A 25,617-nucleotide genomic window follows, 5' to 3' on the forward strand; every position below is an offset into this window, starting at 1 on the left:
GGTAGGACGGATTCAGCGGGCGACTTGAGGTAGCCAGTCGCGCAAGGCCGCAAGGGTAGCAGCCGGGTCTTCCTCCTGAGGCACATGGCCTAGGCCCGGGAAAACCACCAGACGGCTGCCCGGTATGCCTTTTTCGAACTCGTGGCCCCAGCGCAGCGGGATGAGCCGGTCACGTTCACCCCAGAGGATGAGGGTGGGCACCTTGATCTCGGACAGGCGCTGAAAGGGCCCCGGGGCGAGCTGGTCCATGCGCCTCATCAAGGCGACACGGTTGCCTTCGCGCAACGCCAGTTCGTAGTAACGGTCCACCAGGGCGGCGGTGACGCGGCTCTTGTCGCCATAGACGTCGAGCACGCTGTCCTCGATGGCGCGGCGCGGCAGCACCCAGCGCATCGGTTCGCGCAGCACCGGGATGCGGGCGATGCGAAAACCCAGCGGCAGGGACTCGGGCTCGAAGGCGAAGCCCGCGGCGTCGACGAGGACGAGTCCGGCCACCCGGGCCGGATCGGCCAGGGCCAGCTGCCAGGCGATCTCGCCGCCCAGGGAGTTGCCGGCGACGATGGCGCGGCCCACGCCCAGGCGGGAGAGGAACTGGCGCACGAAGGCGACATAGCGCGGGTCGCTGTAGTCGTTGTCGGCATTGGGTCCGGTGAGGCCGAAACCGGGCAGGTCGAAGCTGATGACGCGCCGGGTGGCGCTGAGGCCGTTCGCCCAGCCTTCCCAGGTGTGCAGGCTGGCGCTGGTGCCGTGGATCAGCACGATGGGCAGCGGGTCGCTGCTGGGGCCCTGGTCGCGGTAGTGCACGAGCAGGCCGTCGACGTCGATGAAGTCCGAGGGTGGCGGTGCCCAGCGCGGCACCAGGCTTTCCAGGGATCGGTCGGGCGCCTTGCTGACGGCAAAGCCCAGGGCGGCCAGCATCAGCAGGATGCCGAAGGCCTTCAGCGCGAATTCACCGAATCGACTGCTCATGTTGGGGAGAGGTCCGCGTTGACGCCTCGGCGGTCGTCGAAGACGAAGCAGTTGCCGTGATAGTGCTTGCCGCCGGTGTCCTCGAAGTATTTCAGGATGCCGCCGTCCAGCTGCCAGGCGTTCAGGCCTTGCTCCTCCAGCACCATGGCCGCCTTCTCGCAGCGGATGCCGCCGGTGCAGTAGCTGACGACGGTCTTGCCGACGAGTTCGTCGCGATGGGCGGCCAGGGCCTCGGGAAAGTCGCTGAACTTGTGCAGCCGCCAGTCGACGGCGCCGTCGAACGCACCCTCGTCCACCTCGAAGCCGTTGCGCGTGTCCAGCATGACGACCTCTCGGCCGTCGTCGTCATGGCCCTGGTCAAGCCAGCGCAGCAGCGTCGCCGGGGCCAGCGCGGGTGCGCGCGGGGCCAGGTCGGGGCGCACGGCGGGCCGGTTCATGCGGATGATCTCGGGCTTGACCTTGACCTTGAGCCGCTGGAAAGGCTGCACCTCACTCCAGCTTTCCTTGGGCTTCAGCGAGGCAAAGCGGGCGTCGTTGCGGAGCTCGTCGACCCAGCTGTTCACGGCGTCCGCCGGGCCGGCCAGGAAGAGGTTGATGCCTTCCTCCGCGATCAGCACGGTGCCCTTGAGGTCCAGGACTTGCGCCCGGGCTTCGAGACGGTCGCGCAGCGCCGCCGTATCGGTCAGCGAGACGAAGAGGTAGCAGGAGATGTTGAGGATGGGGCCGGACTGCATGGGGCCGCGATTATCGCGGCCGCCTCAATCCGCCCACATGGAGGCGATGGCGCGCACCTCGTCCAGGCAGGCGTTCAGCGCGTCCACCACCCGTGGATCGAAATGGCTGCCGCTGCCGCCGCGGATGAAGGCCAGGGCCTCGTCGTGGCTCATGGCCTGCTTGTAGGGGCGCACGCTGATCAGCGCGTCGTAGACGTCGGCCACCGCCATCAGCCGGGCCGACAGCGGGATGGCCTCGCCGGCCAGGCCGTCGGGGTAGCCGCTGCCGTCCCACTTCTCGTGATGGTGGCGGGCGATCTGCTTGCCGAAGGTCAGCATTGGGCCGGCGTCTTCGCCCAGCTTGTCGATGGCGCGCTGCAGCAGGTCAGCGCCATGCTCGGCATGGGTCTTCATGACCTGCCATTCGTCGGCCGACAGCTTGCCGGGCTTGAGCAGGATGCCGTCAGGGATGGCGACCTTGCCGATGTCGTGCAGGGGCGCGGCCTTGGCGAGCTCGTCGATGGCTTCGGCCGTCAGGTCCGCGGGGCCGTCGGGCTGGGCAGCGATCCACTGCGCCAGCGTGCGAACGTATTCCTGGGTGCGCTGGATGTGGTTGCCGGTGTCGGCGTCGCGGAACTCGGCCAGGCCCACCATGACGAAAAGGGTGGTGTCGCGCAGCCGCTCGACCTCGACGCGGCGCGCTTCCAGCTCGCCGCTCAGCTGAGCGTTGTGCCTCAGCAGATGGTCTTCCGCCAGCTTGAGCTGCAGATGGGTACGCACGCGGGCCAGCACGGTGGCCGGGTTGAAGGGCTTGTGGATGAAGTCGGCGCCGCCGGCCTGGAAGCCCGCGCTCTCGTCCTCGGGGCGCGTCAGGGCGGTCAGGAAGATGACGGGCACGCGGCGGGTCACCGGGTCGGCCTTGAGCTGGCGGCAGACCTCGTAGCCATCGAGCTCCGGCATCATGACGTCGAGCACGATGAGGTCGGGAGGCTGGCGGCGGCAGATCTCCAGCGCCTTGGCGCCGCTGACGGCCAGCTGCACGCGGTAGTCGGGCTTGAGCACCTGGGCCAGCAGCGTCAGGTTGGCCGGCGTGTCGTCGACGACGAGGACGGTGGCCTGTGTCATGGCCTGGGGTGGGGCGGCGATCTCGGGCGGCATCATCGTCATGGCTTGCTCGCGTCCTTGCTGTCGCCGCGCAGCGCGGCCTGGGCCTCGTCGAAATCGAAGCGCTGCATGGCGCCGGCCAGGGCCTTGGCCTGGGGGGCGGGCAGGGCGTCGATGAAGGCGGATTCGTGCTGTTCGTACAGGGTCAGCGCATTGCTGTCGGCCTCGCCGAGCAGGGTGTCGAGCTCGCTGATCAAGGTGTTCGGGTCGACGCCGGGCGTGGTCGTGTCCACCACGTCGGGCAGCGGCAGGTCGACGGGCAGGGGGCGGTCCAGGTCCAGCAGGCGGCGCAGCATATGGGGTAGCAGGGGCTTGGCGCACAGGGCCTCGGCACCCAGGCGCAGCGCGCGTTCGCGCAGCACCGGCGTGTCGAAGGCGCTCAGCAGCACGATGCGGCGGGCGCGCGGCGGGCCGCTGTCGTGCAGGCTGGCGAGCAGCTCGCTGCCCTCCATGTCGGGCAGCACCCAGTCGACCAGCAGCAGGTCGTAGGGCTGGCTGGCTGGCACGGCGACCAGCCGCGTCAGGGCCTGGCGGCCCTGGGACAGCAGGTCGACGCGGCTGGTCGGCGCCACGGCCTTCAGCAGGGCGATCAGGGTGTCGTGACCGCCGCTGTGAGTGGCCTGGACCAGCAGCACGCGCCGGGGCGGCGGGGCCGTGGGCGGCGCCAGGTCCGGGCAGGGGGCTGGCGGCAGGCTGAGCTCGAACTCGCTGCCGCGTCCCGGCGAGCTGCGGGCCGTCAGCGTGCCGCCCATGCGCTCGGCCAACGCGCGGCAGATGGCCAGCCCCAGGCCGGTGCCGCCGAAGCGCCGCGTGGCACCTGCCTCGGCCTGGGCGAAGGGCGTGAACAGCCGTGCCAGCTGCTCCGCCGCCATGCCCACGCCGCTGTCCCGCACGCGCAGCACCCAGCCGCCGGCGGCGTCGACCGAGGCGCTGAGCTTGACCTGGCCCGCCGGCGTGAACTTGACGGCATTGACGAGCAGCTCGGTGAGGAGCTGGGTCAGGCGCACCGCGTCGCCGCGGCGCGCGCCGGCCGCGCCCAGCAGTTCGGGCGAGGCGATGTCGCAGATCAGCTCCAGCTGCTTGGCCTGGGCCGCCGGCCGCACCGCGTCGAAGGCCGTGGCCAGCAGCGGCTCGAGCTGCAGCGGCTCGGTGGCCAGCTGCATGCGCCCGGCATCGAGATCGGCGTAGTCCAGCAGGCCGTCGATGAGCTTGACGAGGGATTCGCCGGCCTTGGCCACCTCGGTCAGGCGGCCACGCTGCTCGGCGTGCAGCCGGCCGTCCAGCAGCAGGCGCGTCAGGCCCAACACCGTGTTCATGGGCGTGCGGATCTCGTGGCCGATGTTGGCGAGGAAATCCGACTTGGCCCGGGAAGCCGCTTCGGCCGCGGCGCGCGAACGTTCCAGCTCGGCCAGGCGGGCCGCGATCAGGTCTTCGGCCGTGGCCAGGCCGCCGGCGGCCGGGGCCAGTTGCGTCAGCCGTCCGATCTGCCGCGACAGGCCCCACAGCGCGACACAGAACATGGTCTGGCACAGGCCCAGATTGGCGATCAGCGGCCAGCCTTCCAGCAGCCACTGCGGCGGCGTGCCGAAGAAGCGCAGCAGGGTGGGCGGCGCCAGCATGAGGACGAGCAGGCCGAGCGAGATGAACAAGGCCTCGCGGGCGCGCCAGGTCGCGAACAGCAGCAGGCTGCCGCCCATGGCCCAGGGCGCGAAGCTGCCCAAGGTGTAGAGGCTGGGCCCGGGATCGGGGCGCAGCGTGAAGACCAGCATGGTCAGGGCGAAATACAGGGCCAGCAGCGTGACCCCGATGCGCTGCCAAAGGCGCAGCCGCTGCGGCCGCCGCCAGACGAGCAAGGCCAGCACCGAGAAGGCGGTGGCGATGAGGGGGTAGGCGATGCGGTCGCTGGGTTCGATGACGCCCAGGGTCGCCTCGCTGGCCCAGGCGAACAGCGCCGAGGCGACGATGACCTTGAAGAGCCAGCGGGTGCCGACCGGTCCGAGGACGACGATGACGGGCGACCTCAAGGCTGGCCCTTCAGCGCGATGGCCGCGGCGTCGAAGTCGAGGGCGGCCAGGGCCCGGTCCAGGCGCTGGTGCAGTTCCGGCGCCAGGCCGCTGTGGGCGCCATGGGCCTGCCACCAGTCCAGCGCGCGGCTGTCGCTCTGGGCCAGCAGCCGGTGCAGCTCGGCCATGTCGCCCGGCCCGCTGGCACGCGGCGGCGGCGCGGCATCCCAGCCGCGCGTCAGCGCCGCCTGGATCTCGGCCTGCAGCAGGCCAAGCGCGGGCTCGACGCGGCCGAGATGGCGTTGCGCACCGTCGGCGTCGGCCACCGCGGCGCTGCGTTCCAGCGCGAGGGCCACCAGGTGCAGGGGATGGGCGCCCAACGTCGCGGCCAGCCCCTGCAGGGTGTGTGCGGCACGGCGCAGCTCGGTCCAGTTGCCGGCGGCCAGCCAGTCGGGCCAGCCTGCCAATCCGGCGGCGTACTGGTCGGCGAAACCTTGCAGGGTGCGGCGGTACAGCGCGGACTGGCCGTCGAACTGGCGCAGGCCGACCTGCAGGTCCAGCGTCGGGCGGGCGGGCGCTGGCGCCGGCGCGGGGCGGTAGCGTTGCAGCTCGCGCACCAGGCGGGTGACGTCCAGCGGCTTGGCGATATGGCCCTGCATGCCGGCCGCCGTGCACTGGGCACGCTCCTCGGCCAGTGCATGGGCGGTCATGGCGAGGATGGGCAGGGCGTCGAACTCGGGCAACTCGCGCAGCTTGCGCGCGGCGCTGAGGCCGTCGAGCACCGGCATCTGCAGGTCCATCAGCACCAGGTCGTAGGCCGAGGGGCCGCGGGCCAGCAGGCGCTCCAGGCCTTCCTGGCCATTGCCGGCGACATCGACCTGGGCGCCCCGGCTGCTCAGCAGGCGCAGCGCGATTTCCTGGTTGACGGGGTGGTCCTCGACGAGGAGGACTCGCAGCCCGGCGAGGGATTGGGCATCAACGCCGGCGTGACGGTCGGCCGGCGCTTCGTCGAGCAGGCGGCGCAACTCACCGGGCAGCAGGGGCTTGGGACACAGGGCTCGCGCGCCGAAGCTGCGTGCCTGCGTGGTGGCCTCGTCGGCGCCCGGCGGACACAGCACGGCAATACGCAGGGCCGGATGGTCGCGGCGCAACTGGGCCAGCAGTTCGGCCCCGGTCGCGCCCGGGCCGGGCAACTGCCAGTCCATCAGCAGCCATTCGAAGGGGTGGCCTGATTCGCGCGCCTCGACCAGGGCGGCCAAGGTGTCGGCCGCGTCGTGGCTGGCGGCCAGGCCCTCACCCAGGCCGAGATGGCGCAGCAGGGCCAGCGTCGCCTCGCGTCCTTCGGGGCGCGCCTTGGCGAGCAGCAGTCGTTGCGGCTTGAGCGGCGCGGGGGCCGTCGCGGCGGAGTCCAGCGGCAGCAGCAGGTGGATATGGAAGCTGCTGCCGCGACCGGGCGCGCTTTGCACGTCCAGGCTGCCGCCCATCAGCTCGACGAGACGGTGCGTGATGGCCAGGCCCAGGCTCGTGCCGCCGTAGCGCCGCTGGATGGCGGCATCGCCCTGGCCGACCTCGCGGAAAAGACCGTCGAGCTGCTCGGCGCTCATGCCGATGCCGCTGTCCTGGACGGTCAGGGTGAGCGGCACGCGGTCCTGCGCGTCGGTGGGCGCTGCGGCCAGGCGCAGCTGCACCAGGCCGGCGGGCGTGAACTTCAGGGCGTTGGACAGCAGGTTGACCAGCACCTGCTGCAGACGCAGCGCATCGCCGCGCAGCTGCCCGCGCGCGCCCAGCAGGCTGGCATCGGCCCAGTCGCAGACCAGGGCGACGGCGGGGTTGGCATGCACCGGCCGCACCAGCTCCATGGCCTGGCCGACGACGTCCTCCAGGCGCAGCGGCAGGGACTCGATCTCCATGTGGCCGGCCTCGATCTTGGAGACGTCCAGCACGTCGTTGACGAGGCTGAGCAGGACGCGCGAGGCGGCGTCGGCCTTGGTGAGCAGGTCGCGCTGTTCGGGCGTGAGCTGGGTCTGCAGTGCCAGCTGCGTCATGCCCATGACGGTGTTCATGGGCGTGCGGATCTCGTGGCTGATCTGGGCCAGGAAGCGTGTTCGGCCTTCGGCAGCGGTCTTGTGGGCCTGGGCCGCGTCCACCTTGCGACGCAGAGCGAGCACGCACAGCGGCGGCAGGGGCAGCAAAAGGGCATTAATCACCAAGGCGGCGTCGACAGCTGCGCCGCCCACGCTGCGCAGGTTCCAGAGCAGGGCGAGAAGGGCCAGCAGTGCCGCCATGGCAAGCCAGAGAAGACCGAGCGTGAGCGTGCGCTGGGGCATGAAGCGATCGCGTGGGAGCTGGTCGATTATGGGAGGGCGACAGGCGCGAAATGTGCGACGGAATCCACGCCGGCGCCCTGGGGAAAGCCCAGGGCATGCCACTGGTCGGGGGGCAGGTGCAGCGGTTATTCTGATTTGCCATGCCGCTCATCCTCGTAGTCGACGACCAGCCGAGCAACATCCACGCCCTCTACCAGCTGCTGGTGGATGAATGCGAGGTGTCCATGGCCACCAGCGGCGCCGAGGCCCTGGCCTTCTGCGCCCAGCAGCTGCCCGACCTGATCCTGCTCGACGTGCTGATGCCCGAGATGAGCGGCTACGAGGTCTGCGACCGCCTCAAGGCCGACCCGCGCACGCGCGGCGTGCCGGTCATCTTCGTCACCGTGCAGGGCAGCGCCGACGACGAGGCCCAGGGCTTCGCCCATGGGGCGGTCGACTACATCCCCAAGCCCTTCGTCGACGTCGTCGTCAAGGCGCGGGTGCGCACCCAGCTGGCGCTCAAGCTGGCCTCGGAGAGCTTCGCGCGTTCGCAGATCGAGCTGTTCCAGCGCGACAAGCTGGCCTCGGTGGGCCGCACCATCTCGGGCATTGCCCAGGAGCTGAGTTCGCCGCTGGGCAACGCGCTGATCTCGGCCTGTACCTTGCAGGACGACCTGACCCATCTGCGCGGCCTGGCTGGCCAGGGCAACATCAAGCGCAGCGACCTGGACAAGCATCTGCGCGTCAGCGAGGAGAGCGTCGGCCTGGTGCTGTCCAACCTGCAGCGCACCCTGTCCATCGTCGATTCCTTCCTGCAGTCCACGGCCGACAACTTCGGCGACCAGCGCCGCAGCTTCTCGCTGCTGGAGCTGGTGCATGAGGTGGTGGCCGGCCTGGCGCCGGCCCTCGAAGCCCACCAGGTGCGCTGCGAGCTCGACGCCGCCGACGACCTGCATCTGCTGAGCTTCCGCGGCGCCCTGGCCAAGGTGCTGTCGACGCTGATCCAGAACGCCGTCAAGCATGCCTATCGCGAGGCCGGCGGCGAGGTGCATCTGCGCGTGCGCCCGCTGGGCACCGACCAGCTCGTCGTCACCGTGCAGGACCACGGCGTCGGCATCCCGCCCGGCATGCTGGGCCGGGTCTTCGATCCCTTCTTCTCGACGCGCTTCGGCCCCAACCGCAGCGAGCCGGGCCTCTACATCGTGCGCAACCTCGTCACCTTTGCGCTGGGTGGGCAGATCCAGGTCGAATCCACGCCCGGCCTGGGCACGACAGTGCGCCTGACCCTGCCGCTGATTTCTCCCGAGGCGCGGCGAGCGGCGGGTTGATGCTGGAAGGCATGAGGGCCCGACTGGCGCTGCTGGGCGGCCTGCTGCTGGCCCTGGCGGTGGCCCTGGCCTTGTACCTGGTGCAGAGGCCGTCGGCCGAAGCTGCCCGCGGCCCCATCGTCATCGGCCTGCTGCATGCCCTCAGCGGCCCGATGGCGGCGAGCGAGGCGCCGCTGGTGGCGACCGTCAAGCTCGCCGTCGAAGAGATCAATGCCGCCGGCGGCCTGCTGGGCCGGCAGGTCGAGCTGAAGATCGAGGACACCCGCTCCGAACCCCGCGTGGCGGCCGCTGCGGCCGAGCGGCTCATCAGCAACGAGCATGCGGTGGCGCTGTTCGGCTGCTGGTCGTCGAACTGCCGGCAGGCGGTCAGGCCGGTCGTCGAGATCCACCGCCATCTGCTGTTCTACCCGCTGGCCTACGAAGGCATGGAGCAGTCGCCCAACATCATCTACACGGGGCCCACACCCAACCAGCACGCCTTCCCCGCGGCCGACTGGGCCATGAACGGCTTCGGCCGGCGGGTCTACCTCGTCGGCACCGATGCCCTCTACCCCCGGCGCGTCAACGCGATGCTGCGCGACTTCGTGCTGCTCAGCGGCGGCAAGGTGCTGGGTGAGCGTTATGTGCCGCTGGCCAGCGGCGACATGGCCGGCGTGCTGGCCGACCTGCAGACCCTGCAGCCCGATCTCGTCCTCAGCACCATCGGCGGCAGCAGCAACCGCGCTTTCTTCGATGCGCTGGTGGCGGCCGGCCTGACCGACCTGCCGCTGCTGTCCCTGCGTGCCGCCGAGCCCGAGATGACCGCCTACGACGGCGGTCGGCTTGATCGCCATTTCACGGCCTGGAGCTATCTGCAGTCGCAGCCCGGACCGGCCAACCAGGACTTCCTGGCGCGGCTGCGGCGCAGCCAGGGCGAGGGCATCCAGGCCTGCGACCCGGCGGTGTCGGCCTATGTCGCCGTGCAGCTCTGGGCCGCGGCGGTGCGCGAGGTCGGCAGCACGCAGACCGACGCGGTCAACGCCAATGTGCTGCAGCAGAGCGTGTCGACGCCGCAGGGCTTCGGCGCGGTGGACAGCCAGAGTCGCCATCTGTGGCGCCAGCTGCGCATCGCCCAGGTCAAGCCCGGCGGTCAGCTCGGCGAGGTGTTCGCGCTGCCGCGCTACATCAGGCCCGCGCCCTGGCCCGCCTTCCGCTCGGCCGAGCACTGGATGACCGTGGTGCCGCGCACCGAGGGCGCGCCATGATGGCCGCGGCACCTGCGGTCGAATCGACGCGGCCGGCATGGCGCGTCGGCCCGGCCCTGCTGCTCGGGCTGATGCTGTTGTCGGTGCTGCCCCTCGGCCTCGTCGGGCTGTGGCAGCTGTCCAGTTTTGAGACCAGCCTGCACGAGACGGTGACCGAGGGCCTGGTCGCGATCGCGCGCAAGAAGGTCCACGAGATCAACGAATACCTCAACGAGGTCGAGGTCGATGGCCGCCTCGTCGCCCAGGCCACCGACACGCGCCAGCTGCTGGTGCAGCGCGGCGATGCCGTCGCCACGCACGTCAGTGCCGGCAGCCGCGCCTTCTTCGAGCGCCTCTACGACAGCGGCAAATACCTCAACCTGCTGCTGGTGCAGCCCGATGGCCGCATCAGCTTCGCGATGAAGGCGCCGCCCGGCTCGACACCCGAGCTGGCGCGGCTGGACGGCGGTGCCTACGAGGGCAGCGAGCTGCTGACCGCCCACCGCCGCGCCCTCGGCCAGCTGGATCCGCAGCTGACACCGGCGCAGCGTCTGCGCGGTGAAGGCCCGTCGACCCTCTTCCTGGTGCATCCGGTCGTCGATGGCGATCGGGTGCTGGGCAGCGTGGTGCTGCAACTGGACCTGGACCGCCTGCTGCGCGTCGCGACCGAACGCTCGGGCCTGGCGCTGACGGGCGAGACGGTGCTGGTGCAGCGCGAAGGTGAGCGTGCCGTCTTCATCAACGAGCTCAAGCGGCCGCCGACGCAGACGCTGACAGGCTCCCTGGATCTGGCTTCGCCCACCCCAACGCCGGCGGTGCTCGGCCTCAGGGGGCAGAGCGGCAGCGGCTTGATGCGTGACTACGCCGGCACGGAAGTCGTCGCGTCCTGGCGCCACCTGCCCGCGCTGGACTGGGGCATTGCCGTCAACATCGATGCGGCTGAGGCCTTTGCGCCGGCGCGCGCCTTGCGCGACCGTCTGGCCATCGCCCTCGGTCTGTCGCTGCTGCTGGCCCTGGGCCTGGGGCTGCTGCTCGGCCGCCGTCTCGTCGAGCCCATCGAGATGCTGAGCGGCGCGGTCGCCCGCATCGCCGGCGGCAAGCTGGACGAGCGCGCGCCGGTCTGCGGCTTCACCGAGTTCCGCGGCCTGGCCCGCAGCTTCAACCAGATGACCGAGCAGCTCGTCGTCGAGCGCCAGTTGCTGGAGGCGCGCGTCGAGCAGCGCACCCGCGCCCTCAACGACAGCGAGCAGCGCTTTCGTGGCGTCTTCGAGCGTGCCCAGGTCGGCATCGCGCTGTGCGACGCTGCAGGGGTCATCCTGGACGTGAACCAGGCCTTGACGGCCATGCTCTGCCGCGACGCGGGCGCGCTGCGCGGTGCCAAGCTGGCCGACCTGCCGGACTTCCGGCCCGGCCGCCTGGCGGGTGGCGAACTGGCGCGGCTGGCGGCCGGCCGCATGGAGCATGTCCGCTTCGAGCGTGGCTTTGCGCTGCCCGGGGGCGGCGAGCTGTTCGCCGACGGCAGCGCCAGCGCCATCCGCGACCGCCGCGGTCGCCTCGTCAATGTCGTGCAGATGCTGGTCGACGTCACCGAGAGGCATCGCGCCGAGGTCGATCTGGTGCGCGCGCGCGTCGCGGCCGAGGCGGCCAGCCAGGCCAAGAGCGACTTCCTGGCCAATATGAGCCACGAGATCCGCACGCCGATGAGCGGGGCTCTGGGCATGCTCAACCTGCTGCTGCGCACCGAGCTCTCGTCGCGCCAGCTGGACTATGCGAGCAAGGCCCGCACGGCGGCCCAAGCCCTGCTGGCCGTCATCAACGACGTGCTGGACTTCTCCAAGGTCGAGGCCGGCAAGATGGAGCTGGACCCGCACCGCTTCGAGCTCAGCGACTTCATGCGCGAGCTGGCCGTCATCCTGTCGGCCAATGTCGGAAGCAAGGACATCGAGGTGCTGTTCCGCCTCGACCCGCGCCTGCCCACGGCCCTGGTGGGCGACGCGACGCGGCTGCGCCAGGTGCTGCTCAACCTGGCCGGCAATGCGCTGAAGTTCACCGAACGCGGCGAGGTGGTGCTGGGCCTGACGCTGCTGGGAGAAACCGCCGGCAAGGCGCGCCTGCGCTTCGAGGTCCGCGACACCGGCATCGGCATTCCGGCGGACAAGCTGGAAGACATCTTCGTCGGCTTCAGCCAGGCCGAGCAGTCGACCTCGCGCCGCTACGGCGGCACCGGCCTGGGCCTGGCCATCAGCCGCCGCCTGGTCGCGCTGATGGGCGGCGAACTGAGCGTGGACAGCCGTGTCGGCGAAGGCAGCCGCTTCCACTTCGAGCTGACGATGGAAGCCGCCGCCGCCAGCGGCGAGGCCGACACGGCCCAGCGCGGCCTCAAGGTGCTGGTCGTCGACGACAACCCGATGGCCCGCGAAGTGCTGCAGGGCATCGGTGAGAGCCTGGGCTGGGATTGCGACATGGCGGCCAGCGGCGAGCAGGCCCTGGCCCTCGTGCACCTGGCCGCCGAGCGCGGCGAGCCGCACTATCAACTCATCCTGATGGACTGGCGCATGCCGGGGCTGGACGGCTGGGAGACCTCGCGCCGCATCCGTGACAGCCATGAGTCCGACGCGCCGGTCATCATCATGGTGACCGCCCATGGCCGCGAACTGCTGGCCGAGCGCAGCGAGCAGGACATCCAGGGCCTGGGCGGCTATCTCGTCAAGCCGGTGACGGCCTCCATGCTGCACGACGCCGTCGCCGAAGCCACACGCGGCGCGCCCGCGCCGCTGCCGCGGGCCGCCGGTGGTGAACTGCGTCTGCTGGGCATGCGCCTGCTCATCGTCGAGGACAACGGCTTCAACCAGCAGGTGGCCCAGGAATTGCTGGAAGGCGAGGGCGCTGTCGTGACAGTCGCTGGAGGCGGCGTCGAAGGGGCCCATCTCGCCCGGGTCAGCGAGCCCGGCTTCGACGCCATCCTGATGGACCTGCAGATGCCCGACATCGACGGCTTCGAGGCGACGCAGCGCATCCACAAGCACCGCCCCGATGCCCTGGTCATCGCGATGACGGCCAATGCGATGGAGTCGGATCGCCAGGCCTGCCTGGCCGCCGGCATGCGCGACCACGTGGCCAAGCCGGTCGACCTGGAGCAACTCGTGGCTTGCCTGCGCCGCCACGTCGGCCCGGTCGCGCCGCGGCCGGCGCCGCCCGTCGCGCCGGCGCCGCTGCTGGACAAGGAAGCGGCCCTGCACCGCCTGGGTGGACGCCAGGCCTTGTACGAGCGGCTCGCCCGCTCGTTCGCGCAAGATGCGCCGGTCGAACTGGAAGCCTTGAGGCGCCATCTGCAGCAGCAGACCATTGCCGATGCGACCCGGGTGCTGCACACGCTGCGTGGCCTGGCGGGTGCCGTCGGTGCGACGGCCCTGGCCGCCGTGGCGGGCCGCCAGGAGCTGGCCCTGCGCGAGGGCAGCGACATGGGCGCCGTCGATGTGGGCGCCCTGCAAGGCCTGCTTGACGCCAGCCTGGCTGCCCTGGAAGCCGTGGCGGCGCCCGCTGCAGCCGCACCGCCGAGCACGACCCTCGACCCGCTCGAGACCCTGCGCCGGCTGCGGCAATTGCTGGTCGAGCGCAATATGCGCTCGGTCTCGGTCTGCGAGGAGTTGACGGCCCAGCATGCCGGCGCTCTCGGCCCCGAACTCGCCGCGCTGTCGACCGCCGTGGGCAGGCTGGACTTCGCTCGCGCCCTCAAGGCCTGCGACCTGCTGCTGGACCGCCTCAACCCGCGCTGAGTGGCAAAAGCCATTCCCGGGGCGCGGGAAGGGGCTGGCTTGAGTACAATGAGAATCATTCTCATCAAATCGACTCGCCCGCCGAGCCCGCCCCATGTCCGAGCCGCTGCCTTCCAGCCTCGCCGCCGCCCCTGCCGGGCAGGCGCTGACCGTCAGCCGAGTCAGTGCACCGGGGCATTCGCCGGAATGGGCGGCCTGGCTGGCTGACCTGGGTTTTCTGCCGGGCGAGGCCGTGCGCGTGCTGCGTCGCGGCGCCCAGGCGACGGGCAATCTGGTGGTGCGGGTCGGGCAGTCGACGTTTGCGCTGCGCCACGCCGAGGCCGAATGCATCGCCGTGACACCCCGCGCCCATGGCTGAGGCCGTCGTCCACGTCCATCGCGGCGGCAAGCTGGTCGCCCTGGTCGGCAATCCGAACTGCGGCAAGACGGCTCTTTTCAACGGCCTGACCGGCAGCCACCAGAAGGTTGCCAACTATGCTGGCGTCACCGTCGAGCGCAAGGAAGGCCGGCTGCTGACGCCCGCCGGCAAGACGCTGCGCCTGCTGGACCTGCCCGGCACCTACAGCCTGCATCCGCGTTCGCCCGACGAACGCGTGACCTGCGACGTGCTGGCTGGCCGCGCCAAGGGCGAGAAGCGGCCCGACCTCGTCGTCTGCGTGCTGGACGCGACCAATCTGCGCCGCAACCTGCGCCTGGTGCTGGCGGTGCGCCGCATGGGCCTGCCCATCGTCGTCGCGCTGAACATGGCCGACCTGGCCGCGCGCCGCGGCCTCAAGGTCGACGCGGCGGCCCTGAGTGCTCAGCTCGGCCTGCCGGTGGTGCGCACCGTCGCCATCCACAAGGAAGGCCTGGACGAACTGCGTGGCCTGCTCGACAAGCCCGAGGTCTGGGAGGCGGCACCGCTGCCCAGCGCCGGCGAGCAGCAGGTCGACGATCACGTCACCGTGAAGACGCTGCTGCGCGCCCTGCATCTCGACGAGGAGCTGCCCCATCTGCCCAGCGACCGCGTCGACCGCGTGCTGCTCCATCCGGTGGCCGGCTCCGTCATCCTGGCCGTGCTGCTGTTCTTCCTCTTCCAGGCCGTGTTCTCCTGGGCCGAGCCGCCCAAGGACGCCATCGAGGGCGGCATGGCCTGGCTCGGCGTGCAAGTGGGCACCTGGCTGCCGCAAGGCTGGTTGCGCAGCCTCATCGTCGATGGCGTCATCGCCGGTTGCGGCAGCGTGCTGGCCTTCCTGCCGCAGATCCTGATCCTGTTCTTCTTCATCCTCGTGCTGGAGGAGTCGGGCTATCTGCCGCGCGCGGCCCTGCTGCTGGACCGGCTGATGGGCAGCGTCGGCCTGTCGGGCCGGAGCTTCATCCCGCTGCTGTCGAGCTTTGCCTGCGCCATCCCCGGCATCATGGCCACGCGTTCCATCGCGAATCCGCGCGACCGCCTCGTCACCATCATGATCGCGCCGCTGATGACCTGCTCGGCGCGGCTGCCGGTCTATGCCCTCTTGATCGGCGCCTTCGTGCCGCGTCGCGACGTGGGCGGCTTCGAGCTGCAGGGCCTGGTGCTGTTCGGCCTCTACTTCGCCGGCATCCTCGGTGCGCTCGCGGTGGCCTGGGTGTTGAAGCGCTTCACCGATGCCGGCCGCCTGGTGCGGCCGCTGATGATGGAGCTGCCCAGCTACCACTGGCCGCATCCGCGCTCCATCGCCATCGGGCTGTGGCAGCGCGCCATGATCTTCGTCAAGCGCGTCGGCGGCATCATCCTGGTGCTGACACTGGCCCTGTGGCTGCTGTCCAGCTTCCCGGCACCGCCCGAAGGCGCGACCGGCGCGCCCATCCAGTACAGCGTGGCGGGCTACCTGGGTGCGGGCCTGGCCAAGATCTTCGAGCCCATCGGCTTCAACTGGCAGATCAGCCTGGCCCTGGTGCCCGGCCTGGCCGCGCGTGAGGTTGCCATCGGCGCCCTCGGCACGGTCTACGCGCTGTCCGCCACCGGCGACGAGGCTGCGCAAGCCCTGTCGCCGCTGATCGCCCAGAGCTGGAGCCTGGCCACGGCGCTCTCGTTGCTGGCCTGGTATGTGTTCGCGCCGCAATGCATCGCGACGCTCGCGGCGGTGAAGCGCGAGACCGGCGGCTACAAGATGCCGCTGATCATGACGGGCTATCTGTTCGGACTGGCCTATCTGGCGTCCTTCATCACCTACCGCGTGGCGCTCTACTTCGGCGGCTGAGGCGGCACGGGCCGGGTGGGCACGGAGGCGCTGCAGACGTCGATGTAGCCGGGGCTGTGCACGAACCAGCCGCCGCGAAAGCGCCGTGCGTCCAGCAACTGCGTCCAGGTCGTGGATTCGGTACGCAGCACCTGCAGGGCCGGCCGCTCTTCGGCCGGCACCTCGGCCAGCAGGCGGATGCGCTGGATGCCGGTGCGCTGCTCGGGCTTGTCGTAGAAGCCCATGGCGGCCGCGCCGCGGGGCAGGGCGGACAGCAGTTCGATCCCCTTGAGCACGCGGCCGACCACGGTGATGTTCAGGTCCAGGCCGCGTGGCGCCTGGCCGATGACGGCATAGAGCTCGGTGCCGTTGCTGGAGTCGACCGCATCGCTGCGACCGGCTCCGACCATGCCGTAGCAATGAGCCAGCCAGGCCTTGCCCGTCTTGGGATCGGCCGCGACGGGCATGCCGCCGGCGAAACCGGTGCGCGGCGCCCAGCCTTCCACGTCGGGCAGCTTGGCGAAGCCGGCATCCTTGCCGATCTTGTCCAGGGCTACCGAGAACTCGGCGGGCAGCTTGGCTTGGGCACCGGCGGGCAGCGGCTTGGCCTTGGCAGCATCCTCGCCGTCGGGGTCGCCCCACTGCGTCACGAAGTTGTCCTGTACGCGCAGGATGGCCAGGCCATCCCAATAGCCGCCGCGCGCCAGGGCACGGATGTTGGCGGCGTGGGCGGGCGCGAAGCGCGGCGCCAGTTCAATGATGACCTGGCCATTCCCTTGGGATGTGACCAGGTCCATCAGCAGCGTGTTCTCGGGGTCCAGGCCGCGCCAGTCGCCGGCGGGCGAGGCGGCCAGGATTTCCTGGGCCGTTTTCTTCGGAGCGACCGCCTTGGGCTTGGGTGCGGCCAGGGCGGTGGACAGCAGGCCGGCGGTGGCCAGCGCGAGTGCGAGGTGTTTCATGGCCGCGCAGCTTAACGGCCGGTCCACGGGCTGCGGCTTGGCGCAAACCTCAGGGTAGGAAGCGCTGCAGTTCGCGGGCGCGCAGGGCTGAGGCGATACGGGTAGCGAGCGCCTGGGCTTCAGACGTTTCCCTCTCGAAGCGAGACGCCACACAGCCGTCGCCGCGCAGGCAGCCCAGCCAGACTTCGGGGTCGCGTTCATCGCAGGCGAGGCCGAAGTGGCAGGGCAGCAGGCGCAGGGCCGCTTGTGCGGTGCCGGGGTCGAGGCGCTGGCCGTCGAAGAAGAGGCGCGGCTCGCCGTCGACGCGGCGTAGCAGCAGGCGTTCGCCGAGTTCGTCGAGCAGCAATGGGTCGGGGCGGGCCATGACGGCATTCAGCAGGGCTGCGTCGTCGAGATCGGACTGCTGGATGGCAAGCAGAGCATCACCGGCAGTCGCCTCGTCGGCGGCGATGTTGACCAGGGCCAGCCACTCGCCGTTGGCGAACTGGCTGCAGCCGGCCGCGAGCGCGGCCCGCCGGGCCACGGCGCGTTGGTGGCGGGCGTCGTTGGCGTCGGACGGTTGGTCTGGCGGTTGCAGGCTGGCCAGGGCATCGCAGCGCCGCGCCAGCGCACGAGCATGCAGTCGGCTGCCGGCCGCCAGGGCTGCCTGCACGCTGGCGCGCAGGCTGGCCTCGGGCGCCGCGAGCAGATCGGTCAAGCTGAGCCTGGGCGCAGTCGCAGCCGGTTGCATCACTGATCGCGCACGCGGCTCGACCGGCTTCTGCGCAGGCTTGGGCGCCGGCGCGACCACGGCTGGCGCAGGCACGACCTCGGCTTCCGCCGCGGGCTGCCCCCACCACGCCCAGGCCAGCAGCGCGACGCCCAGCGCCAGCGCCGTCGGCGGGGCGATCACCAGACCGCTTGCGGCCACCCGTCGGACCCCCAGGTCACGTTGTTGATGAAGAGGACGGGCGCCCCGTTGTTCTGCGCGTCATAGGCATGCCAGGCCATCACCGAGCCGTCGGCCAGCAGCGACTGGCCGCCCGGGCCCTTGAAGCGCGAGCCGCTGCTCGCCAGCACCGTGCCGCCGCCCGACAGCATGGCAACGCCGGCCTTGTCGACATAGGGGCCGGTGATGGAGGTCGAGCGGCCGACGACGATGTAGTAGGTGCTGCTGGCGCCCTTGCAGCAGGCGCCCTTGGAGGCGAAGAGGTAGTAATACGTCGTGCCGTTGATGGCCTTCTTGACGACAAAACCGTTCTCGATGCCGTTGGTCGAGTCCTTGGCAATGTTGACGATGCCGCCTGACGGCGGCTTCAGGTTGACCTTGCTGACGCGGGTGATGTGGATGCCGTTCCAGAACGAGCCGAAGACGAGGTAGGTGTCGCCGTTGTCGGCCACGACGAAGCTCGGATCGATGGCGTTGTAGCCGTCGCCGGACTTGGACGTCAGGATGGCGCCCTGGTCCACCCACTGGCCGGCCGCAATGCCGCCGGCCGAGGTCGTCAGGCCGATGGCCGACTTCTGCGAGCCGAAGCTGGAGATGGCGTAGTAGCAATAGCCGTTGCCCGCGTACTCGCCGCAGCCGGGCGCCCAGACCATGGCGGTCTTGCCCGTGGGCAGATAGCTGGACCACCAGGACAGGCCGCCGGGGAAGATGGGCAGGCCCTGGGTCCAGGCCGTGCCGTTGCTGGAGTATTTGACGCCGATACCGCCGTTGTCGGTGGTCTCGAAGATCCACCAGGTCGAGCTGGTCTTGTAGATGTTGGGGTCGTGGGTGCCGAGCGAGCCGGTCAGTGTCCAGGGCGCCGCTTGTGCAGGGGCCAGCAGGGCGCCGAGCGCGCATGCAGCGGCCAGGCGCACGAGGCGCTTCAAGGTCAGGAACATGGTTTGTCTCCGGGTGTGGCGGGCCGCCTCATTGCGGGCGGCCTCGTGAGTTGCCCGGAACCGGCGCCGGCCCCAGGCAAGCCAATTAAACATGACTATTTATTGATAAACACCCGAAGTAACGCCGATTCAGCAATTGGCATCGCTTAAAAGTAATACTAAAACTTTTCTGACATCGTTGGGTCATGTAAGCGTTGCCATGGCACTTCGGCAGGCAGGTGGCGCCGGCTTCCTACAATGCCTGGATGCCCGAGACTGCCGTTCAAGACCTCCCGTTTGTCCACCTGCGCATGCACACCGAGTTCTCGGTCGTGGATGGCACCTTGAGGACCGACGACGCCGCCGATGCGGCCGCCAAGGACGGGCAGGTGGCGGCGGCCATCACCGACCTGGCCAATCTCTTCGGCGGCATCAAGTTCTATTCGGCCTGTCGCAAAAAGGGCGTGCAGCCCATCCTCGGCGCCGACTGCTGGCTGGAGAGTGACGCCACCGACAAGCCGCCGACCCGCCTGCTGCTGCTGGTGCAGGACAAGCAGGGCTATCTCAACATCTCCGAGCTGCTGTCGCGCGCCTGGATCGACAACGTGCAGCGCAACCAGGCCTGCCTGAAGTGGGAATGGCTGCAGGAGCTCAATGGCGGCCTGATCTGCCTGTCGGGCGCCCAGCATGGCGGCCTGGGTCAGGCCCTGATGCAGGGCGACAAGGTGCGCGCCCGCGAATGGGCGCAGAAGCTGTCCGAGACCTTCCCCAACCGCTTCTACATCGAGCTGCAGCGCGCCGGCTTGGCCGGCCAGGAGGCCCTGGTGCAGGCCAGCGTGCCGCTGGCGGCCGAGCTGGGACTGCCGGTCGTGGCGACCCATCCCATCCAGTTCCTCGGCGAGGACGACTTCGAGGCCCATGAGGCGCGTGTCTGCGTGGCCGAGGGCGAGACCCTGGCCAATCCCAAGCGCATCAAGCGCTTCCTGCCCAGCCAGTACTTCAAGACCCAGGCGCAGATGCGCGAGCTGTTCAAGGATGTGCCCAGCGCCATCCAGAACACGACCGAGATCGCGCGCCGTTGCTCGCTGACCCTGGTGCTGGGCAAGCCGCAGCTGCCCAACTTCCCGACGCCGCTGCTGGAAGACGGCACGCCCATGCCGATGGACCAGTACTTCCGGGAGCTGAGCCACGAAGGCCTGGTCGGTCGGCTGGCGCATCTCTTCCCCAACGAGGCCGAGCGCGACAAGGAGAGACCGCGCTATGTCGAGCGCCTGGACTTCGAGCTCAACACCATCATCAAGATGGGCTTCCCGGGCTACTTCCTCATCGTGTCGGACTTCATCCGCTGGGCCAAGGAAAACGGCTGTCCGGTGGGCCCGGGCCGGGGCTCGGGCGCCGGTTCATTGGTGGCCTATGCGCTGCTCATCACCGACCTGGACCCGCTCAAGTACAACCTGCTGTTCGAGCGCTTCCTGAACCCCGAGCGCGTCTCGATGCCCGACTTCGACATCGACTTCTGCCAGGGCAACCGCGACCGCGTCATCGACTACGTCAAGGACAAATACGGCCGCCCGGCGGTCAGCCAGATCGCGACGTTTGGCACCATGGCCGCCAAGGGCGCGCTGCGCGACATCGGCCGCGTGCTGGGCATGGGCTTCGGCCATGTCGACTCCATCGCCAAGCTCGTTCCCGCCCCGCCCGGCAAGACGGTCACGCTGGCCAAGCTGCCGCCCAACTTCGATCCGGACAAGGCCAAGATGGTCTATGCGCGGCATGAGTCGCCGGAGATCGAGGAGCGCGAGAAGTCCGACGAGGAGGTGGCTGGCCTCTTGGAAATGGCGGCGCGCGTCGAAGGTACGGTGCGCTCCATCGGCATGCATGCCGGCGGCGTGCTGATCGCGCCCGGCAAGATCACCGACTTCTGCCCGCAGTACCAGCAGCCCGGCTCGACCTCGGCCGTCAGCCAGTACGACAAGGACGACGTGGAGGCCATCGGCCTCGTCAAGTTCGACTTCCTGGGCCTGGCCACGCTGACCATCCTGGAGCTGGCCAAGGACTTCATCGTCGCCCGCCATGCCGACCGCAAGGACTTCGACTGGGCCAATGTGCCCCTGGTCGACAAGAAGGTCTTCGACCTCTTCGGCAAGGGCCTGTCGGAAAGCATCTTCCAGTTTGAATCGCCCGGCATGCAGCGGCTGCTGAAGGATGCCAAGCCCTCGCGCTTCGAGGACCTGATTGCCCTGGTGTCGCTGTACCGGCCGGGCCCGATGGACCTGATCCCGTCCTTCGTCGCGCGCAAGCATGGCAAGGAGGTCATCGAGTACCCGCACCCGCTGCTGGAACAGGTGCTGGCCGAGACCTACGGCGTCTTCGTCTACCAGGAGCAGGTGATGCAGTCCGCCCAGGTGCTGGGCGGCTACAGCCTCGGCGGTGCCGACATGTTGCGTCGCGCCATGGGCAAGAAGAAGGCCGACGAGATGGCCGCCCACCGCGCGATGTTCCGCAAGGGCGCGGCCGAGAAAGACATCAATGAGCAGAAGGCCGACGAGGTCTTCGACCTGATGGAGAAGTTCGCGGGCTATGGCTTCAACAAGTCGCACGCCGCCGCCTACGCCTTGCTGAGCTATCACACGGCCTGGCTGAAGACGCATTACACGGCCGAGTTCTACGCCGCGAACATGACCATCGAAATGGACGACACCGACAAGCTCAAGGTGTTGCTCAACGATGCCAAGATCTTTGGCGTCGAGTTCCAGCCGCCCTGCGTGAACAAGGGCATGTATCGCTTCGAGCCGCTCTCCAACCGCCTGGTGAACTATGGCCTGGGCGCCATCAAGGGCACGGGCCGCGGCGCCATCGAGGCCATCATCGCGGCGCGTGAGGCCGGCGGGCCTTTCCTCAGCTTCTACGACTTCTGCCTGCGCGTGGACCGCAAGTCGGTCAACAAGCGCGTGGTGGAGGCGCTGATCAAGGCCGGCGCCTTCGACAGCATCAATCCCGAGCGCTCCAAGCTGCTGGCCAGCGTCGCCCGTGGCTACACCCATGCCGAGACGACCGAGGCCAATGCCGACCAGGGCGGCCTGTTCGATTTCGGCGATTCGCACGCCTCCAGCACCGCCGAACCCGACCTTGTCGACGCGCCGCCCTGGAGCATCAAGGAGAGACTGTCTCTCGAGAAGACCGCCATCGGCTACTACCTGTCGGGCCACCTCTTCGACCAGAGCGGCTCGGAGGTCAGGCGCATCGTCAAGCGTCAGATCGCCGACTTGGCAGACAGCCGCGAGCCGACGCTCGTCGCCGGCATCGTCAGCGGCATGCGCGTCATCAACGGCCAGCGCGGCCGCGTCGCCATCTTCAAGATCGACGACAAGAGCGACGCCATCGAGGCCGTGGCCAACGAGGAATTGCTGAACGCCAACAAGGAATTGCTGGCCGAGGACGAACTCATCATTGCCCAGGGCAAGGTGCAGAACGACCGCTTCTCCGGCGGCCTGCGCATGAACGTGCAGGCGGTCTGGAGCCTGGCGGCGGCGCGCGCCAAGTTCGGCCGCCACCTGCTGCTCGGCAATGCCGGCTCGGCGGGGCTGATCAAGGAGCTGGTGGAGCGTTTCCCGCCCCGCGACGTCGAGACGGAAGAGGGCGGTACGAGGAAACTGGGCCTGCCGGTGCGGGTGTCGGTCAAGGCCGAAGCCGAGGCCGGTGGCGTCGGTGCGCGTTGGCTGGTGGAGCTGGGCGAAGCCAGCCGCTTCTGGCCCGCCGACGATGCTTTGGCCAAATTGGGCACGGCGGCTGAGGTCATTTACGAAGTTGGATAAGGCTTGGCATCGGCGATGATCCTCGCCAATGCTGCAAGCCGTGCCCAAGCCCCTGTCGCAGCCGATGGGGCTCAACCGTACGCAGCCGGTCACGGGGCTGATCCTGACCGGTGGCGGCGCCCGCGCGGCCTACCAGGTGGGTGTGCTGGCGGCAATCGCCCAGTTGCGCCGTGATGCCGGCCAGACCCAGCACAACCCTTTCCCCGTCATCAGCGGCACCTCGGCCGGCGCCATCAACGCGTCGACGCTGGCCTGCCACGCGGATGACTTCGACGGTGCCGTCGACGGCCTGGTGCACCTCTGGCAGGGCCTGCATGTCGAGAACATCTACCGAGCCGACGCCTTCGAGGCGGTGCGCAGCGGCGCGCGCTGGCTCAGCATGCTCAGCCTGGGCTGGGCCATTGCCCGCTGGACCCGCAGCCGCCCACGCAGCCTGCTGAACAACGCGCCGCTGCGCGAACTGCTGGCGCGTTATCTCGACATGCACCGCATCGAGACCATGCTGGACGGCGGCCATCTGCGTGCGCTGGCGCTGACGGGCTCCAGCTACACCTCGGGCCAGCACGTCACCTTCTTCCAGACCCACCACCACGTCGTGCCCTGGCTGCGCGAGCAGCGCATGGCCGTGCAGGCCAAGCTGACGCTGGTCCACCTGATGGCCTCGTCGGCCATCCCCTTCATCTTCCCGGCCGAGCTGATCGAGCTCGAAGGCCTGCCGGAATGGTTCGGTGACGGCTCGATGCGCCAGAGTGCGCCCATTTCGCCGGCCGTGCACCTGGGCGCCGAGCGGGTCCTCGTCATCGGCGCCGGCCGCATGAAGGAGCCCGAGGGCCGGCGCGTCGGCGCGACAGAGCAGCACCCCAGCATGGCCCAGATCGCCGGCCATGCGCTGTCCAACATCTTCCTGGACGCGCTGTCGGTCGACGTCGAGCGCCTGCGCCGCATCAACCGCACGCTGGCCCTGCTGCCGCGCGAGACGCGGGCGGCCACGGCGCTGCGGCCCATCGAGCTGCTTGTCATCGCGCCCAGTCGCCGCCTGGACGACCTCGCCGGCGAGCACCAGGCCAGCCTGCCGAATTCGGTGCGCGCCATGCTGAGGGCCTTCGGCGTCAGCGGCAAGGGCAACAAGACCAGCGGTTCGGCCCTGGTCAGCTATCTGCTGTTCGAGCCCAGCTTCGTCAACGAGCTGATCAACCTGGGCATGAGCGACACCCTGGCCAAGCGGGCCGAGGTGCAGCGCTTCTTCGGCTGGCCGGCGCGGGCGCCGCAGATCGATCCCAGCCTGCTGAGGCGCAGCCGTTCAGCCGGGTTCGCGGCCGGTTGCTGAGAAAGGCTGACCGGCCACGCGCAGGCCGGCGGCGGACAGCTTGCGGGCCATGGCGGTTTTGATGCCTGGCACCCGTTGCGTCAAGTCGGTCCAATCCTTGTATGGCCTCGAAGCGAGCAAGCGCTGCACGAGGGCGGGGCCAAGGCCAGGCAAGGATTCCAGTTCGGCCCGCGTCGCCGTATTGGCCTCGACTTCGGTCTGAGCCAGGGCCGGCGCAGCCGCCCACAGCAGCAGCGCCCGGCGTTTCATACGTCGCCCGCCTGGGCCCTCACCATGGCCGCATAGGCGCCGTCGCGGGCGATCAGCTCGGCATGGGTGCCGGTCTCGACCAGCTTGCCCGCGCCCAGCACATGGATGGCGTCGGCGTCGCGGATGGTGGAGAGGCGGTGGGCGATGACGATCAGCGTCTTGCGGCCCGACCAGGCGGACAGGGCCTGCTGCACGGCGCGTTCGCTCTCGGTGTCCAGGGCCGAGGTGGCCTCGTCGAAGATCCAGATCGGTGCGTCCTTGTACAGGGCCCGCGCGATGGCCAGGCGCTGGCGCTGGCCGCCGGACAGCTTGCTGCCGTTGGCACCGACGGCCGTCTCCACGCCCTCGGGCAGGGTCTGCACGAAGTCCCACAGATGGGCGGCGCGCAGGGCGGCCTCGAGTCGCGCGTTGTCTCGAGGTTGCGCGTAGGCGATGTTGTTGGCCACCGAGTCGTCGAAGAGGACGATGTCCTGGGACACGACGGCGAACTGGCGACGCAGGCTCAGGCGCGTCAGCGTCTCGACGTCATGGCCGTCCAGCAGCACACGGCCGCCGTCGGGCCGGCCGAAGCCCAGCAGCAGATGCACGATGGAACTCTTGCCCGCGCCCGAGGCGCCCACCAGGGCCGTCGTCTTGCCGGCAGGGAAGGCCAGACTCAGCCCGTCCAGGGCGGGCTGGGCCGCGCCGGGGTAGGTCAGGCTGACGTCCTGCATGGCCAGTTCGCCGTGAGCGTGCCCCGGCAGCTCGAGGCTGCCGCTGTCGACTTCCTTGGGCAGATCCATCAGCTCGAAGCAGCCCTTGGCGATGACGTTGGCGCGGGTCAAGGGTGCGGCCAGGTCGGACAGGTGGCGCAGGCGCGAGGTCAGCAGGATGAGGGCGGTGACGAACTCAGCGAAGGCCTGCACGCCGGTGCCCTCGTGACGGGCCTGCCACAGCGCCACGCAGATGATGAAGGACAGGCCCACGCTGGCCACCAGCTGCGACAGCGGCTGCGACAGCGCGCCGGCCGTGACCGTCTTCATGGTGTTGCGCCTTACCTCCTGCGAGACGTCCGCGAAGCGCTCACGCTCATAGCCTGCGGCGCCGAACTGCCGCACGACCCGCCAGGCCCGCGTCAGGTCGTCCACCTTGTTGACCAGCAGCAACTGGGCGTCATAGGAGCGTGAAGCCATCAGCCGCACGCGCTGGTTGACCTTCTTCATGACCAGGGCCATCAGCGGCGTCACGACCAGCGCCAGCAGCGTCAGCTGCCAGTTCAGGAAGAACAGATAGACCAGGATGGCCAGCGCGGGCAGGCCGTCGCGCAGCACGCTCATGCCGACGTCACCCACCAGCTGCAGGATCTGCTGCGGGTCGTTGACGACCTTGCTGACCGCCGTGCCGGGCTGCATGCGCGTGTAGACCTGGGCGTCCAGCCGCAACAGCGCATCGGCGAGAGCGGCGCGGAAGTCCAGCACGCTGCGGGTGACGGTCCAGTTGAACAGGTACTGGCCGGCGAAGCTGAACACGCCGCGGATCACGTACAGGCCGATCAGCGTGACCGGCACCATCCACAGCGGGAAGGCATCCTTGGTGAAGCCCTCGCCGAAGGCATAGCCGATCAGCTTGGGCAGCATGGGCTCGGTGGCCGCGGCGCCGATATAGGCAATCACGGTCAGCAGGGCGCCCCAGCGGTGGGGGTAGACGAACTGGCCGAGGCGGCGGCCGACAGAGGCGTTGGTGTCGAGAGACATGGGGCG

17 protein-coding genes are annotated in these 25,617 nt (G+C 69.7%); 7 read left to right on the forward strand and 10 right to left on the reverse strand.

Features of this window, described 5'->3' with window-relative positions; translation table 11 throughout:
* Window positions 1-12: 12 nt before the first annotated feature.
* Genes AC3WOE_RS19015 through AC3WOE_RS19035 form a run of 5 tightly spaced genes read right to left on the reverse strand, consistent with a single transcriptional unit; the run spans window position 13 to window position 7,176 of the window.
* Window positions 13-969: an alpha/beta fold hydrolase gene (locus AC3WOE_RS19015; RefSeq protein ID WP_492692656.1), complete on the reverse strand. Its 957-nt coding sequence runs from the start codon at window positions 967-969 to the stop codon at window positions 13-15.
* Window positions 966-1,703: a sulfurtransferase gene (locus AC3WOE_RS19020; protein ID WP_492692658.1), complete on the reverse strand. Its 738-nt coding sequence runs from the start codon at window positions 1,701-1,703 to the stop codon at window positions 966-968. Before AC3WOE_RS19020 ends, AC3WOE_RS19015 begins: the two co-directional genes overlap by 4 nt.
* 24 nt (window positions 1,704-1,727) lie before the next feature.
* Window positions 1,728-2,849, reverse strand: coding sequence for an HD-GYP domain-containing protein (locus AC3WOE_RS19025; RefSeq protein ID WP_492692660.1), 1,122 nt, complete (start codon window positions 2,847-2,849; stop codon window positions 1,728-1,730).
* A complete protein-coding gene (locus tag AC3WOE_RS19030) occupies window positions 2,846-4,870 on the reverse strand; it encodes an ATP-binding response regulator (RefSeq protein WP_492692662.1) in 2,025 nt (674 codons plus the stop codon). The genes AC3WOE_RS19025 and AC3WOE_RS19030 overlap by 4 nt, the downstream gene beginning before the upstream one ends.
* A complete protein-coding gene (locus tag AC3WOE_RS19035) occupies window positions 4,867-7,176 on the reverse strand; it encodes a hybrid sensor histidine kinase/response regulator (RefSeq protein ID WP_492692663.1) in 2,310 nt (769 codons plus the stop codon). Before AC3WOE_RS19035 ends, AC3WOE_RS19030 begins: the two co-directional genes overlap by 4 nt.
* A 140-nt stretch (window positions 7,177-7,316) precedes the next feature.
* Between AC3WOE_RS19035 and AC3WOE_RS19040 the strand changes: the two genes are divergently transcribed.
* From AC3WOE_RS19040 to feoB, 5 genes are all read left to right on the forward strand, one after another.
* Entirely contained in the window at window positions 7,317-8,483 is a 1,167-nt protein-coding gene (locus tag AC3WOE_RS19040) for a response regulator (RefSeq protein WP_492692665.1), read from the forward strand.
* Window positions 8,484-8,494: 11 nt separating this feature from the next.
* Window positions 8,495-9,727 carry an urea ABC transporter substrate-binding protein gene (locus AC3WOE_RS19045; RefSeq protein ID WP_492692666.1) on the forward strand — a complete coding sequence of 411 codons (1,233 nt, stop codon included), beginning with the start codon at window positions 8,495-8,497 and terminating at the stop codon, window positions 9,725-9,727.
* Window positions 9,724-13,482: a response regulator gene (locus AC3WOE_RS19050; protein WP_492692668.1), complete on the forward strand. Its 3,759-nt coding sequence runs from the start codon at window positions 9,724-9,726 to the stop codon at window positions 13,480-13,482. The genes AC3WOE_RS19045 and AC3WOE_RS19050 overlap by 4 nt, the downstream gene beginning before the upstream one ends.
* A 94-nt stretch (window positions 13,483-13,576) precedes the next feature.
* Window positions 13,577-13,840: a FeoA family protein gene (locus AC3WOE_RS19055; RefSeq protein WP_492692669.1), complete on the forward strand. Its 264-nt coding sequence runs from the start codon at window positions 13,577-13,579 to the stop codon at window positions 13,838-13,840.
* Entirely contained in the window at window positions 13,833-15,704 is a 1,872-nt protein-coding gene (feoB, locus tag AC3WOE_RS19060) for a ferrous iron transporter B (protein ID WP_492692670.1), read from the forward strand. The genes AC3WOE_RS19055 and feoB overlap by 8 nt, the downstream gene beginning before the upstream one ends.
* On the opposite strand, the gene AC3WOE_RS19065 is transcribed toward feoB, so the two are convergent.
* Genes AC3WOE_RS19065 through AC3WOE_RS19075 form a run of 3 tightly spaced genes read right to left on the reverse strand, consistent with a single transcriptional unit; the run spans window position 15,689 to window position 18,508 of the window.
* A complete protein-coding gene (locus tag AC3WOE_RS19065; protein ID WP_492692671.1) occupies window positions 15,689-16,642 on the reverse strand; it encodes a peptidylprolyl isomerase in 954 nt (317 codons plus the stop codon). The two genes, feoB and AC3WOE_RS19065, sit on opposite strands and share 16 nt — an antisense overlap.
* 49 nt (window positions 16,643-16,691) lie before the next feature.
* Window positions 16,692-17,534: a hypothetical protein gene (locus AC3WOE_RS19070; RefSeq protein WP_492692673.1), complete on the reverse strand. Its 843-nt coding sequence runs from the start codon at window positions 17,532-17,534 to the stop codon at window positions 16,692-16,694.
* Window positions 17,531-18,508 carry a family 43 glycosylhydrolase gene (locus AC3WOE_RS19075; RefSeq protein ID WP_492692674.1) on the reverse strand — a complete coding sequence of 326 codons (978 nt, stop codon included), beginning with the start codon at window positions 18,506-18,508 and terminating at the stop codon, window positions 17,531-17,533. The genes AC3WOE_RS19070 and AC3WOE_RS19075 overlap by 4 nt, the downstream gene beginning before the upstream one ends.
* Window positions 18,509-18,753: 245 nt before the next feature.
* On the opposite strand from AC3WOE_RS19075, the gene dnaE reads away from it, so the two are divergent.
* Together dnaE and AC3WOE_RS19085 are read left to right on the forward strand one after the other, a co-directional pair.
* The gene (dnaE, locus tag AC3WOE_RS19080; RefSeq protein ID WP_492692676.1) at window positions 18,754-22,302 is read left to right on the forward strand and encodes a DNA polymerase III subunit alpha; all 3,549 of its coding nucleotides are present in this window, start codon (window positions 18,754-18,756) and stop codon (window positions 22,300-22,302) included.
* A 28-nt stretch (window positions 22,303-22,330) separates the two neighbouring features.
* Entirely contained in the window at window positions 22,331-23,629 is a 1,299-nt protein-coding gene (locus AC3WOE_RS19085) for a patatin-like phospholipase family protein (RefSeq protein ID WP_492692677.1), read from the forward strand.
* Here AC3WOE_RS19085 and AC3WOE_RS19090 read toward each other — a convergent pair.
* Both AC3WOE_RS19090 and AC3WOE_RS19095 read right to left on the reverse strand, forming a co-directional pair.
* A complete protein-coding gene (locus tag AC3WOE_RS19090; protein ID WP_492692678.1) occupies window positions 23,603-23,878 on the reverse strand; it encodes a ComEA family DNA-binding protein in 276 nt (91 codons plus the stop codon). The genes AC3WOE_RS19085 and AC3WOE_RS19090 overlap by 27 nt on opposite strands.
* On the reverse strand, window positions 23,875-25,611 hold the full coding sequence (locus AC3WOE_RS19095; RefSeq protein WP_492692679.1) for an ABC transporter transmembrane domain-containing protein: 1,737 nt from the start codon (window positions 25,609-25,611) through the stop codon (window positions 23,875-23,877). The genes AC3WOE_RS19090 and AC3WOE_RS19095 overlap by 4 nt, the downstream gene beginning before the upstream one ends.
* Window positions 25,612-25,617: the final 6 nt, after the last annotated feature.

The organism is Roseateles sp. FW305-36 (assembly GCF_058787015.1).

Coding starts and splice junctions, on each gene's coding strand:
- AC3WOE_RS19015 (WP_492692656.1), bottom strand. CDS start 969: ATGAGCAGTCGATTCGGTGAATTCGCGCTGAAGGCCTTCGGCATCCTG.
- AC3WOE_RS19020 (WP_492692658.1), bottom strand. CDS start 1,703: ATGCAGTCCGGCCCCATCCTCAACATCTCCTGCTACCTCTTCGTCTCG.
- AC3WOE_RS19025 (WP_492692660.1), bottom strand. CDS start 2,849: ATGACGATGATGCCGCCCGAGATCGCCGCCCCACCCCAGGCCATGACA.
- AC3WOE_RS19035 (WP_492692663.1), bottom strand. CDS start 7,176: ATGCCCCAGCGCACGCTCACGCTCGGTCTTCTCTGGCTTGCCATGGCG.
- AC3WOE_RS19040 (WP_492692665.1), top strand. CDS start 7,317: ATGCCGCTCATCCTCGTAGTCGACGACCAGCCGAGCAACATCCACGCC.
- AC3WOE_RS19045 (WP_492692666.1), top strand. CDS start 8,495: ATGAGGGCCCGACTGGCGCTGCTGGGCGGCCTGCTGCTGGCCCTGGCG.
- AC3WOE_RS19050 (WP_492692668.1), top strand. CDS start 9,724: ATGATGGCCGCGGCACCTGCGGTCGAATCGACGCGGCCGGCATGGCGC.
- AC3WOE_RS19055 (WP_492692669.1), top strand. CDS start 13,577: ATGTCCGAGCCGCTGCCTTCCAGCCTCGCCGCCGCCCCTGCCGGGCAG.
- feoB (WP_492692670.1), top strand. CDS start 13,833: ATGGCTGAGGCCGTCGTCCACGTCCATCGCGGCGGCAAGCTGGTCGCC.
- AC3WOE_RS19065 (WP_492692671.1), bottom strand. CDS start 16,642: ATGAAACACCTCGCACTCGCGCTGGCCACCGCCGGCCTGCTGTCCACC.
- AC3WOE_RS19075 (WP_492692674.1), bottom strand. CDS start 18,508: ATGTTCCTGACCTTGAAGCGCCTCGTGCGCCTGGCCGCTGCATGCGCG.
- dnaE (WP_492692676.1), top strand. CDS start 18,754: ATGCCCGAGACTGCCGTTCAAGACCTCCCGTTTGTCCACCTGCGCATG.
- AC3WOE_RS19085 (WP_492692677.1), top strand. CDS start 22,331: ATGCTGCAAGCCGTGCCCAAGCCCCTGTCGCAGCCGATGGGGCTCAAC.
- AC3WOE_RS19090 (WP_492692678.1), bottom strand. CDS start 23,878: ATGAAACGCCGGGCGCTGCTGCTGTGGGCGGCTGCGCCGGCCCTGGCT.
- AC3WOE_RS19095 (WP_492692679.1), bottom strand. CDS start 25,611: ATGTCTCTCGACACCAACGCCTCTGTCGGCCGCCGCCTCGGCCAGTTC.